This window comes from Pseudomonas sp. 210_17 TE3656 (assembly GCF_054821965.1).
This window is the reverse complement of the sequence record NZ_JBTRBC010000001.1, coordinates 4,468,515-4,480,452: the sequence shown is the minus strand read 5'-3', so window position 1 is coordinate 4,480,452 and position 11,938 is coordinate 4,468,515. Positions and strand designations below refer to the sequence as shown.

Sequence of the window (11,938 nt, the reverse complement as noted above, 5' to 3'; positions counted from 1 at the left end):
TGGCCGGTTTTTTCATGCCTGCTGCTGGTATCAATGCACCGGCAACTCGACATCCGCAAACAGCTCTTCAAGCTCTTGCTTGTTGTGGCACTGGATGGCCTTGGCCATCACTTCACGGGTCAGGTGCGGGGCAAACTTCTCGATGAAGTCGCACATGAAGCCACGCAGGAAAGTGCCACGACGGAAGCCGATCTTGGTCACGCTGGACTCGAACAGTTCGCTGGCATCGAGGACCACCAGGTCATTGTCGAGCTTGGTATCGACCGCCATCTTGGCCACAATGCCCACGCCCAGCCCCAGGCGTACATAGGTTTTGATGACGTCGGCGTCAGCGGCGGTGAACACCACTTTCGGGGTCAGGCCGCGATGGCTGAAGGCTTCATCAAGCTTGGAGCGCCCGGTGAAACCGAACACATAAGTAACGATCGGGTATTCGGCCAGGGCTTCGAGGGTGAGCTTGGGCAACTTGGTCAGCGGGTGGCCTTGCGGCACCACCACGCAACGGTTCCAGCGATAGCACGGCATCATGACCAGGTCACCGAACAGCTCCAGGGCTTCGGTGGCAATGGCAAAATCGACGGTGCCATCAGCAGCCATTTCAGCGATCTGCATCGGCGAACCCTGATGCATGTGCAGGGCCACTTCCGGGTACTGCTTGATGAAGCTGCTGATCACCGGTGGCAGTGCGTAGCGCGCCTGGGTATGCGTAGTGGCGATCGACAGGGTGCCCTTCTTCTCGTTGGAGAATTCCTGGGCAATCTGCTTGATGCTTTCAACCTTGCGCAGGATCTCGCCAGCGGTGGTGATGATACGCTCACCGGCCGGGGTCACGCGGGTCAGGTGCTTGCCGCTGCGGGCGAACACTTCAACGCCCAATTCGTCCTCGAGCAAGCGGATCTGCTTGCTGATGCCCGGCTGGGACGTATACAGACTCTGCGCTGTCGCGGAGACGTTGAGGTCGTGGTGCGCCACTTCCCAGATGTAGCGCAATTGTTGAAGCTTCATAGGTATCCCTCAAATCAGCTGGGGCGTCACCGGCAGCAGCGACGATTTATAACTATATTAGTGGTTTGAAGAATAAATCTAGAACTATTTTAACAGTCTAGTAGGAATCCACTGACAAGGCAGCCCTAAGCCTTCCGACGCCCCAGGTGCTGGGCCAACGGCACCATGTACACCGGTACTGGCGAAAGCTGCAGCAGACGCACCGCCGTGCGGCCGATAGGAATATCAACACCCGCCCCCTGGCTATGGCTACCAAAGATCAGCAGGTCGACACTCAGGCGCTGCGCCTGCTCCAGAATCACCTGGGCCGGATCGCCCTGGCGCACCCGCACCGCCTTGATCAGCGCCAGATCTGCTTCTTCGCCCAGCTCGTCACGAAAGTTTTCCAGGACCTTCTGCTCGATGTTGGCCATGACGTTGTTGACCCCCTGGCTGTGCAGCTGATCCAACGTCTGCTCATCCAGATAGCTTTGCAGCAGCGACTCGGCGAATTGCCCCATGGGTTCGACGGCATGGATCACATAAAGCTCTGCATTGAACGTGCGCGCCAACGCCAGCGCGTGTTGCATGACAAAAGGCGCGTAGACACCGAGGTCAGTGGCAAACAGCATGGAATGAATCATTCGACCTCCTCGACTGCCGCGTGGGCAGAGCAAGCTTCAGCTTAGCAGCGCGCCGATGTCGTGCCGTTCCGTCTAGCGCCCGGTATCAACGGCCTGATTCAGGGTCGGTTCGTTGCTGATGCCATGCGGCACATGGCCAGTTGCGACAACGCTGCGCGCCCGTTCGCAATGGCCGGCCTGGTCGTCGAAGAACACATCGGCGGCGAAGGCTTCAAGGAACGCCGACTTGTCCAGACCGCCCAGGAACAGCGACTCGTCAAGACGGATATCCCACTCGCGCAACGTGCGGATCACCCGCTCGTGCGCGGGCGCTGAACGTGCAGTCACCAAGGCCGTGCGAATTGGACAGGTGCCGTCGGGAAACTCCTTCTGCAGCAGGTTAAGCGCGGCGAGAAACGGCTTGAACGGTCCGCCTCGCAATGGTTCGCGAGCCGATTGGCGTTCGCTGGCCTGGAACGCCTCCAGCCCACCCAATTGATAGACCCGTTCCGACTCGTCGGAGAACAGCACAGCGTCACCGTCGAAAGCGATGCGCAATTCATCGCTGGCGGCTCGTTGCGCACCTCCAGACAAGATGGTGGCCGCAGCGAAACCGGCTTCAAGCGCACTGCGCACATCGTCCGCATCGGTCGACAGGAACAGATGACAGCCGAAAGCCGCCAGATACGGATACGGACTGCGCCCACCAACAAAGGCGGCACGGTAGATACCCAGACCGTGATGTTCGATGGAGTTGAACACCCGCAAACCAGTATCGGCACTGTTACGCGACACCAGCACCACCTCGACCCGGGCTTGGCCAAGATGGGCGTTAAGGCCCAACAACTTTTGCACCAGCGGGAAGGCATCACCGGGCGCCAGCACTTCGTCCTCGTGATCGATCTGATACTGGCGGTAGGCCTCGACTCCCTCTGCAAGGTAAAGGCGATGACTTTCGCTGAGGTCGAACAGCGCCCGCGAGGAGATGGCGACCACCAGTTTGTCGCCGAGATTCTTGCTCATGTGTTGCTCCTCTTGTGCGCTCTATGCGGGCTTCAGCGCTGTAGATTATGCCGGTCAATAAAGCCCAGCGCCTGATACAACGCCTCAATGCGCGGCAAGCTGCAACCCGCCGCACGCGCTTGCGCCAACGGCTCGGCATAGATTGCTGCCAGCTCCAGAGGCCGCTGCTGGGCAAAGTCGTGGTACATGCTCGGCCAATAGTCCGGCATCTTTTCCGTTACGGCGAACAGATGCTCAGCATAGCCCTGGGGCAACTCGTGGCCACAGCTACGCGCGCCCTCCACCACCTCTGCCATCAGTGCCTGGATCAGCTCACGGCTCTGCACATCCGCCATCAACGGCGTGGTGCTGGCCCTGAGCAGGACGGACAGACCGTTGTAAGGCACATTCCACACCAGCTTTTGCCAGCGCGCCTGGGCCAGGTTGCTCATGGCCTGCGAGTCGATGCCAGCCGCGCGGAACAGCTTGGCACCCTCTTCGACCACATGCTGACGCGCGGCGGCGTCGGCAGCCGGGCCGCTGTGATACCCCAGGTTCACCGCCCCGAGGGACTGGTGGCGGACCACACCAGGCGCCTCGCGATTGACGCAGATAAAACACAAACCGCCCAGCAGGTGCAGATGGTCGGGTAGCAACGGACGCAGACTCTCCTCGACGCCCAGGCCATTCTGTAACAGCACCACTTTGCAATCGCTGGCCGCAGCCTTGGCGATCAACGGTGCCAGCTCGGCATTGCTGGTGGTCTTGGCGCCCACCAGCAGCCAGTCGCAGGGCGGCATGTCAGCGACATCGGCATAAGCCTGCACCGGCATTTGCAGCGTGCCATGAACTGCGCTTTCGACCCGAATCCCGTTCGCACTGACCGCATCGAACTCGCTACGCAGAAGGAAATGCACATCGAACCCGGCCCGGGCCAGCATCAAGCCGTAGTAACCGCCAATGGCGCCGGTACCGATGATGCCAATACGCGGACTGCTGGTGTTCATCCTGCTCTCCTTTAACCTTTCATTTTTTGTTCAATTTTTTTACACGCAAATCAAGCGCTTTACGAACCTTCACTATACTGAGGCGAACAAGGTCAAAAAATCGACACGGAGTCGATCATGCGTGGATACCTGCCGCACCCGGACGATGTTCCGGTCGAACTGGCGCTGCGCCAGTCGCCCAGCCTGTTTCGCCAGCGCCTGCACACTATCAGCCTGGGCGGTATCGCCTGCAACCACCCCCGCGCCTACCGCCGCGGCATGGCCATCGAAATGATTATCCCTTCCCTTGGTGAATCAGCCCGTTACCCAGGCTACGTGGCCTGGTGTCAGAAGCAGCAGGACGGCTACCGGGTTGGCATCGCCTTTGTTGATGAACAGGCGCTGTTCGGGGCCAGAATGAGTGAACAGGTCTGCCAGATTCAGCACCTCTACCAGCAGCAAGCCCTCGACCAAAGCACCCCGCCCGACCTCAATGCCCTTGCCGAGCAATGGGTCAGCCTGCACGCCGGCGAATTCTCCGAAGCCAGCCTTGAGGCCACCCATACCCGCCAGATTCTCGTTTAACTGCAAAAAACCCTGCGCCAGCGGGCTTTCACACGCAGGAAAGCGGGCTCTACCCATTGTCGAGCCACGGTGTAACGCGCTAAGGTTCGGCTCCCCGCTGCGTACAATTTTCGCTGCTCCGCCGCACGGGGATCGCTGGCGGCCGGCACCCGTGACCTGACGAGTAACACGATGGCTGATTTACCGATCGATGACCTAAACGTTGCCTCCAACGAGACCTTGATCACCCCCGATCAGCTCAAGAAGGAAATTCCCCTGAGCGCCGCTGCGCTCAAGACCGTGACTGCGGGCCGTGAAGTGGTGCGCAATATCCTCGACGGCAAGGATCACCGCCTGTTCGTGGTGATCGGCCCCTGCTCGATCCACGATATCAAAGCGGCCCACGAATACGCCGAGCGCCTCAAGGCCCTGGCCGCGGAAGTCTCCGATACCCTGTACCTGGTCATGCGCGTGTACTTTGAAAAGCCACGCACCACGGTCGGCTGGAAAGGCCTGATCAACGATCCGTACCTGGACGACTCGTTCAAGATTCAGGACGGCCTGCACATCGGTCGCCAGTTGCTGCTGGACCTTGCGGAAATGGGCCTGCCTACCGCGACCGAAGCCCTCGACCCGATCTCGCCGCAGTACCTGCAAGACCTGATCAGTTGGTCGGCCATCGGTGCGCGTACCACCGAATCGCAGACCCACCGCGAAATGGCTTCGGGCCTGTCGTCGGCCGTCGGCTTCAAGAACGGCACCGATGGCGGCCTGACCGTGGCAATCAATGCCCTTCAGTCGGTCTCCAGCCCTCACCGCTTCCTCGGTATCAACCAGGAAGGCGGCGTATCCATCGTCACCACCAAAGGTAACGCCTACGGTCACGTGGTACTGCGCGGCGGCAACGGCAAACCGAACTACGACTCGGTCAGTGTCGCCCTGTGCGAACAGGCGCTGACCAAGGCCAAGATCAAGCCGAACATCATGGTCGACTGCAGCCACGCCAACTCCAACAAGGACCCGGCCCTGCAGCCGCTGGTGATGGAGAACGTCGCCAACCAGATCCTCGAAGGCAACCAGTCGATCATCGGCCTGATGGTCGAAAGCCACTTGAACTGGGGCTGCCAGGCGATTCCGAAGGACCTCAACGACCTGCAGTACGGTGTTTCCATCACCGACGCCTGCATCGACTGGGACGCCACCGAGAAGACCCTGCGCAGCATGCACGCCAAGCTCAAGGACGTGCTGCCCAAGCGCAACCGCGCCTGACAGGCAGACACAAAAACGCCGGGCTAAGCCCGGCGTTTTTGTGTGTGCGTTGAACGGCAGCAGCAGGCTGCCCTTCGCGATTCTCAGGCTTTGCTGGAGTGCCGCTGCTGGCGCTCCATGTAACGTTCCACGTACGAGCATGACGGAATCACGGTGTAGCCCATGTCTTCTGCGTACTGCAACGCCTTCTCGGTCAGCGCCGCGGCAATACCCCGGCCCCGCAACGCATTGGGAACAAAGGTGCGGTAGATATCCAGGGTTTGCTTACCCAGGTCCATGTAGGTCAGGTAAGCACGATGACCGTCCACACTGGTCTCGAATTGATGACCAGCCTGGTCATGGTGGATGGACAACGCCTCGCTCATCACTACTCCTCGCGGGTCTTATGATTTGACCCCTACCTTACCGATGTTTATCCGGCGAAGGAACCTCTACGCCACCCCGTGCCCGTTTGGACAGCAAGAACAGCTTGGTCGTTCTCTGGCAAAAGAGCACGTACAAATAGTAGGCGCCCCGGGCCCGAATGCTCAAGGTGTCTGGTCGCAAAAATCGTGCACTAGCCGCCAGCGAACCTGGCTGCGGGCAGCGCCCTGAACACTTGCCGGATGTTGTAGAGCTAAGACGTAGGATGACACTTTAAGTCACCGTTAGTTCAACAAAAAAACACACTTGCTACACTAGATTACAGCCGCTGCGGCGGCGCCTTCACAGTTTTTTTACAAAGGCTGTGGCGGCCCCGGGACAGGCGTATTTTTTTGCAGTTCTTGCGCTCTGTCAGTTTACTTACTACAAGTAATGGGTACTATGTACACCGGCTAGTTTCTCTTTGCTGAGAGATGGCTATTTAATAGAAAGTCCTTGAAGGGGAACACGATGAACAACGTTCTGAAATTTTCTGCTCTGGCTCTGGCCGCAGTTCTGGCTACCGGTTGCAGCAGCGTATCCAAAGAAACCGAAGCTCGTCTGACCGCTACTGAAGACGCAGCTGCTCGTGCACAAGCTCGCGCTGACGAAGCCTACCGCAAAGCTGACGACGCTCTGGCTGCTGCTCAAAAAGCACAACAGACCGCTGACGAAGCTAACGAGCGCGCTCTGCGTATGCTGGACAAAGCCAGCCGTAAGTAATTATCCCTCGGGATTTTTATTTGGAGCCGACCCACTTGTGGGTCGGCTTTTTTATTGTCTGCAAGAAAGTAACCGACAGAAACGACGAGGCCTGCACAATGGCAGGCCTCGGATGCAACAACCCCGGGGGCTTACTGCATGTCTAGCGGTACGCTTGAAACCATTGGCTGCTGGCCAGTGGTTGGCACAGCGATTTCCACCGGCATGCCGTCTTCAGCCGCAACCACGTCACGCACCATGTCCCAGTTCATGCGCAGGTTGTTGGCCAGGTCTTCACGCTTGAGCAAGGCGTTGATCACGGCGGTGTGCTTGTCGACCACCGACGGATCGCCCTTGTCGTCCAGCGGCGTGTGCGCCTCGAGGTAGACCTTGCCAGCGCTGATACCGAACTTGTACGGCTCGTTGATGATGCGTACCGGAACTCCGACCGGGGCCATCTTCGACAGCTCCAGCACGTTGTTGTTGAACATGCGGAAGCAGCCGTGGCTGGTGCGCATACCGATACCGAACTTCTTGTTCGAGCCGTGAATCAGGTAACCCGGTACGCCCAGGGTGAACTTGTACGGACCCAGCGGATTATCCGGACCTGCCGGTACCACGGCTGGCAGGATGTCACCGTCTTCGGCGTGTTCCTTGCGGATCGAGGCCGGAGGCGTCCAGGTCGGGTTCGGCGTCTTGGCCGTGACCTTGGTATTGGCGATTGGCGATCCCCAGCCTTCACGCCCGATACCCAGCGGGTAGGTGTGCACCACGTTCTGCCCTTTCGGATAGAAGTACATGCGGTACTCGGCGAGGTTGATGACGATGCCTTCACGCGGGCCTGGCGGCAGGATGAAACGGGTCGGCAAGATGATCTCGGTGCCGGCGCCTGGTAGCCAGGGATCGACGCCCGGGTTGGCGGCGATCATTTCCAGATAGCCCAGGTCGTTGGCCGTGCCGATATCGGCAAAGGTGTCTTCGTACTTGGCCTTGATCACCTGAACCTGACCAATGACATCTTCGCCCGGCGGTGGCAGGGGGAACTCCAGCGCAGCAACAGGACCTGCCGCCAGCAGGGCGGCCAGGGACAGGCAACGGGTGACGGCGGGAAAGCGCGGCAACATCCGGGAAATCCTTCGCTAATTCAGTGAGGTCAAGACGACGATTGTACACCGCCCCCGGCACAATCGGGAGTGATCCGGACGGAGGAAGGCGTTACAAGGGATGAAAGGTTATATCGGAGCGCTACAGTTCCGGCCATACAGGCCGCGTTCCACGGCGCTGGGCATCGAGAATGGCCCGGCACAGCGTGCACAGGCGCCGATCGCGGTAGATACCGCGCTCGACCGTGGACCAGCGCGGCTGCGCCGGCAACAAGGTGCCGCACAGGGTGCGGTCGGCCGAGCCTCCCAGCTCCAGCTGACGGGCCACAAGATGGACGCGGATCTCCTGGCAGGCGAACAGGTCAAGCTGTTCGTCAGGCTCGATCAATTGATAGGCAAACAGGGACCAGGCGGGACGCGGCATCGGGGGCTCCAAATCGGGGGCGCCACATTAGCCGAAAGCCGGTCAGTATAAAAGCATCAAAGCAGCGGTTTTAGCTGCGGCCAGGCATTTTCCAGCAAGCGCGCCTGAGCGCCCTGCCCCGGATGGATACCGTCGGCCTGCATCAGCTCGGGCACACCGCCCACCCCTTCGAGGAAAAACGGCACCAGCGGCACCTGTTTTTGCGTCGCCAGATTTTCATAAACCTGAGCGAACGCATCGGTGTAACGCTTGCCGTAATTGGGCGGTAAACGCATGCCCAGCAACAGCACCTTGGCACCGGCTGCGCGGGACTCATCGATCATCGAGGCAAGATTTTGTTGCAATTGCGTTGGAAGCTGCCCGCGCAGGCCATCATTGCCACCCAGTTCCAGCACCACCAACTCCGGCTTGTGCTCTGCAAGCAGCGCTGGTAGCCGCGCCTGGCCGCCTGCACTGGTGTCGCCACTGATCGAGGCATTGACCACTGTGGCGTCGATACCTTCGGTTTTCAGGCGCTGCTCCAGCAAGGCAACCCAGCCCTGGCGGGTATCCAGGCCGAAAGCGGCACTGATACTATCGCCGACAATCAGCACGGTACCCGCTGCTGCGCCCTGGGCCATGCACATCAAGGCCAGGCCAGCACTCAATAACCACACTCGCATCGGATTCTCCATGGGCCCCAGCATTCTCACTGCGCGGAACCTTAGCAAAGTGGTTCCCAGCGCGGAAGGCGATCTGACCATCCTGCACGAACTCTCACTGGAATTGAAACAGGGCGACAGCCTGGCCATTGTCGGGGCATCGGGCTCGGGCAAGTCGACCCTGCTCGGCCTGCTTGCCGGCCTGGACCTGCCCAGCGCAGGTTCGGTGACCCTCGCAGGCCATGACCTCGGTCCGCTGGACGAAGACCAGCGCGCGCGGGTACGTGCCGAACATGTGGGCTTCGTGTTCCAGTCGTTTCAGTTGCTCGACAGCCTCAACGCCCTGGAAAACGTCATGCTGCCCCTGGAACTGGACGGTCGCCGCGACGCCCGCGAACATGCCCGCAGCCTGCTTGAACGGGTCGGCCTGGGTCAGCGCCTGAGCCACTCGCCACGGCAATTGTCGGGTGGCGAGCAGCAGCGCGTGGCCATCGCCCGGGCCTTTGCCGCGGAACCTGCGGTGCTGTTCGCCGACGAGCCGACCGGCAACCTCGACAGCCATACCGGCGAGCGTGTCAGCGACCTGCTGTTCGAGTTGAACAAGGAACGTGGTACCACCCTGGTACTGGTCACCCATGACGAACGCCTGGCCCAGCGCTGCCGCCGTCTGATCCGCCTGGACGCCGGCCACCTGGTCGCGCCGCTGGAGCCCTGATGGCCCGCCTGCCGTTTTTCCGCCTGTTCGCCCTGGCCCTGCGCCAGTTGCTGCGCGACGCCCGTGCCGGCGAGCTGCGTGTGCTGTTCTTCGCCCTGCTGGTGGCAGTGGCCGCCAGCACCGCCATCGGCTACTTCGGTGCCCGCCTCAACGGCGCCATGCTGCTTCGCGCCACTGAGTTCCTCGGCGCCGACCTGGTATTGCAAGGCAGCTCGCCAGCCCGGCCCGAGCAGATCGCCAGTGGCAAGTCCGCCGGACTGCTGCACGCCCAGGTGGTTGAATTCTCCAGCGTGATTGCCACCGATAACGGCATCCAGTTGTCGAGCATCAAGGCTGCCGACAACGCCTATCCACTGCGCGGCGAACTGCGTAGCGCTGCCGAGCCCTATGCCAGCGAAACTAGCGGCGGCGGGCCGGCGCCGGGCGAGGCCTGGGTCGAACCGCGGCTGTTGGCGGCCCTGAACCTGAAGATCGGCGACAGCATTGACGTCGGCATGAAAACCTTGCACATGAGCCGGGTGCTGACCTACGAGCCGGACCGCGCCGGCAACTTCTACAGCCTGACGCCGCGCGTGCTGATCAACCTTGTCGACCTCGACGCCACCGGCGTGGTGCAACCTGGCAGCCGGGTCAGTTACCGTGATCTCTGGCGCGGTGAACCGGAGGCCCTGGCCAGTTACCGTGAGAGCATCAGCAAAGACCTGGCGCCAAACCAGCGCCTGCAGGATTCGCGCGACGGTAACCGGCAGATCGGCGGTGCCCTGGGCAAGGCCGAACGTTATCTGAACATGGCCAGCCTGGTTGCAGTGCTGCTGGCTGGCGTCGCCGTGGCCTTGTCGGCCAGCCGTTTTGCCACCCGCCGATTTGATGCCAGCGCCCTGCTGCGTTGCCTGGGACTGTCGCGGCGCCAGGCACTGAGCCTGTTCTGTCTGCAGCTGGCAATCCTCGGCAGCCTGGCCGCCTTGGGTGGCGCGCTGCTCGGCTGGCTGGCACAGCTCGGTCTGTTCAAGCTGCTGCAAGGCCTGATGCCCGCGCAGATCCCGCCCGGTGGGCTGGCACCCGCGCTGGCCGGGATCGCTACCGGCCTGGTCGCTCTGGCGGGTTTTGCACTGCCGCCACTGGCCGCCCTGGGCCGGGTGCCACCACTGCGCGTGCTACGCCGCGACTTGCTACCGGTGCCACCAAGCAGCTGGCTGGTGTATGGAGCCGCCCTGCTCGCCCTGGGCCTGATCATGTGGCGTTTGAGCCTCGACCTGCTGCTGACCTTTGCCCTGCTCGGCGGCGGCCTGGTGGCGGCGGTACTCCTCGGTGGCCTGCTATTGCTCGGCCTGCGCAGCCTGCGGCGCTTGCTTGCCGGCTCGCCACTGGCCTGGCGCCTGGGCCTGGGCCAACTGTTACGCCACCCGCTGGCAGCTGCCGGACAATCCCTGGCCTTCGGCCTGATCCTGTTGGCCATGGCGCTGATCGCCTTGCTGCGCGCCGAGCTGCTCGACACCTGGCAAAACCAGTTGCCCAAGGACGCGCCGAACTACTTCGCCCTGAACATTCTGCCCGACGACAAGAACACCTTTGCCCAGCGCCTGAACGAATTTTCCGCCGAAGCCGCACCGCTGTACCCGGTCATTCCCGGGCGCCTGACCGAAATCAACGGCCAGGCCGTACAGCAGATCGTCAGCAAAGAGTCCACCGGCGATCGCGCCGTACAGCGCGACCTGAGCCTCACCTGGGCCGCCGACCTGCCCCAGGGCAACGCCCTGAGTGAAGGCCAGTGGTGGCAGGCCAGCCCTGACAGTGGCAGCGGCCTGCCCGGCGTGTCGGTTGAGAGCGAACTGGCGCAGAGCCTCAAACTGAAACTTGGCGACCAGCTCACCTTCAGCATCGGTGTGCAGCAGCGCCAGGCCGTGGTCAGCAGCCTGCGCACAGTCAACTGGGACAGTTTCCAGCCGAACTTCTACATGATCTTCCAGCCCGGCACGTTGCAGAATTTGCCCACCACCTACCTGACCAGCTTCTTCCTCGCCGCCGGCCACGATCAGCAGGTGGTGGCGTTGTCGCGGGCGTTCCCGGCGGTCACCATCCTGCAGGTCGATGCACTGCTGGAACAGCTACGCAGCATCCTCGCCCAGGTCACCCTGGCCGTTGAATATGTGTTGTTGTTTGTCCTTGCGGCGGGGCTGGCAGTGTTGTTTGCCGGCCTGCAGGCGACACTGGACGAGCGCATTCGTCAAGGCGCCCTGTTGCGTGCACTGGGCGCCGGTCGCGGCCTGCTGATCAAGGCCCGGCGCATCGAGTTCGGCTTGCTGGGTGCCGCCAGCGGTTTACTGGCGGCCATCGGCTGTGAACTGATCACCCTGCTGCTGTACCGCTACGCCTTCGACCTGAGCTGGAGTCCGCACCCCTGGTTGCTATTGCTGCCGGTTATCGGCGCTTTGCTGGTGGGTGGTGCCGGGGTCTACGGCACTCGCCGTGCACTCAATGCCAGCCCGCTTAAAGTACTGCGCGAAGGCTGACAGAAAGCAGGTG

General features: G+C 61.5%; 13 protein-coding genes. 5 read left to right on the top strand and 8 right to left on the bottom strand.

The window, feature by feature from the left end:
- Nucleotides 1-30: 30 nt before the first annotated feature.
- From cysB to ACVI9W_RS20985, 4 genes are all read right to left on the bottom strand, one after another.
- On the bottom strand, nt 31-1,005 hold the full coding sequence (gene cysB, locus ACVI9W_RS21000) for an HTH-type transcriptional regulator CysB (protein ID WP_038609205.1): 975 nt from the start codon (nt 1,003-1,005) through the stop codon (nt 31-33).
- A gap of 125 nt (nt 1,006-1,130) precedes the next feature.
- A complete protein-coding gene (locus tag ACVI9W_RS20995; RefSeq protein WP_038609202.1) occupies nt 1,131-1,628 on the bottom strand; it encodes a universal stress protein in 498 nt (165 codons plus the stop codon).
- Between the two features lie 72 nt (nt 1,629-1,700).
- Nucleotides 1,701-2,630: a 5'-nucleotidase gene (locus ACVI9W_RS20990; RefSeq protein WP_461531046.1), complete on the bottom strand. Its 930-nt coding sequence runs from the start codon at nt 2,628-2,630 to the stop codon at nt 1,701-1,703.
- Between the two features lie 32 nt (nt 2,631-2,662).
- Nucleotides 2,663-3,616 carry a putative 2-dehydropantoate 2-reductase gene (locus ACVI9W_RS20985; RefSeq protein ID WP_461531045.1) on the bottom strand — a complete coding sequence of 318 codons (954 nt, stop codon included), beginning with the start codon at nt 3,614-3,616 and terminating at the stop codon, nt 2,663-2,665.
- Between the two features lie 117 nt (nt 3,617-3,733).
- Between ACVI9W_RS20985 and ACVI9W_RS20980 the strand changes: the two genes are divergently transcribed.
- Both ACVI9W_RS20980 and ACVI9W_RS20975 read left to right on the top strand, forming a co-directional pair.
- A complete protein-coding gene (locus ACVI9W_RS20980; protein ID WP_461531044.1) occupies nt 3,734-4,180 on the top strand; it encodes a PilZ domain-containing protein in 447 nt (148 codons plus the stop codon).
- A gap of 171 nt (nt 4,181-4,351) precedes the next feature.
- The gene (locus ACVI9W_RS20975; RefSeq protein WP_461531043.1) at nt 4,352-5,428 is read left to right on the top strand and encodes a 3-deoxy-7-phosphoheptulonate synthase; all 1,077 of its coding nucleotides are present in this window, start codon (nt 4,352-4,354) and stop codon (nt 5,426-5,428) included.
- 83 nt (nt 5,429-5,511) lie between these two features.
- Here the strand turns inward: ACVI9W_RS20975 and ACVI9W_RS20970 are convergent, their stop codons facing one another.
- On the bottom strand, nt 5,512-5,793 hold the full coding sequence (locus ACVI9W_RS20970; RefSeq protein WP_038609187.1) for a GNAT family N-acetyltransferase: 282 nt from the start codon (nt 5,791-5,793) through the stop codon (nt 5,512-5,514).
- 508 nt (nt 5,794-6,301) lie between these two features.
- Between ACVI9W_RS20970 and oprI the strand changes: the two genes are divergently transcribed.
- On the top strand, nt 6,302-6,553 hold the full coding sequence (oprI, locus tag ACVI9W_RS20965; RefSeq protein ID WP_003259780.1) for an outer membrane lipoprotei OprI: 252 nt from the start codon (nt 6,302-6,304) through the stop codon (nt 6,551-6,553).
- A gap of 131 nt (nt 6,554-6,684) precedes the next feature.
- On the opposite strand, the gene ACVI9W_RS20960 is transcribed toward oprI, so the two are convergent.
- The 3 genes from ACVI9W_RS20960 to ACVI9W_RS20950 form a co-directional block, all read right to left on the bottom strand.
- Entirely contained in the window at nt 6,685-7,656 is a 972-nt protein-coding gene (locus ACVI9W_RS20960; protein ID WP_038609182.1) for a L,D-transpeptidase family protein, read from the bottom strand.
- A 121-nt stretch (nt 7,657-7,777) separates the two neighbouring features.
- Complete coding sequence (locus ACVI9W_RS20955; RefSeq protein ID WP_038609179.1) at nt 7,778-8,059, bottom strand: hypothetical protein; 282 nt, start codon at nt 8,057-8,059, stop codon at nt 7,778-7,780.
- A 56-nt stretch (nt 8,060-8,115) separates the two neighbouring features.
- Nucleotides 8,116-8,721, bottom strand: coding sequence for an arylesterase (locus ACVI9W_RS20950; RefSeq protein WP_038609176.1), 606 nt, complete (start codon nt 8,719-8,721; stop codon nt 8,116-8,118).
- A 10-nt stretch (nt 8,722-8,731) separates the two neighbouring features.
- On the opposite strand from ACVI9W_RS20950, the gene ACVI9W_RS20945 reads away from it, so the two are divergent.
- Together ACVI9W_RS20945 and ACVI9W_RS20940 are read left to right on the top strand one after the other, a co-directional pair.
- Complete coding sequence (locus tag ACVI9W_RS20945; RefSeq protein ID WP_461531042.1) at nt 8,732-9,415, top strand: ABC transporter ATP-binding protein; 684 nt, start codon at nt 8,732-8,734, stop codon at nt 9,413-9,415.
- Nucleotides 9,415-11,925 (top strand): ABC transporter permease, encoded by a 2,511-nt coding sequence (locus ACVI9W_RS20940; protein WP_461531041.1) that lies wholly within the window; start codon nt 9,415-9,417, stop codon nt 11,923-11,925. The genes ACVI9W_RS20945 and ACVI9W_RS20940 overlap by 1 nt, the downstream gene beginning before the upstream one ends.
- The last annotated feature ends 13 nt before the right edge of the window (nt 11,926-11,938 follow it).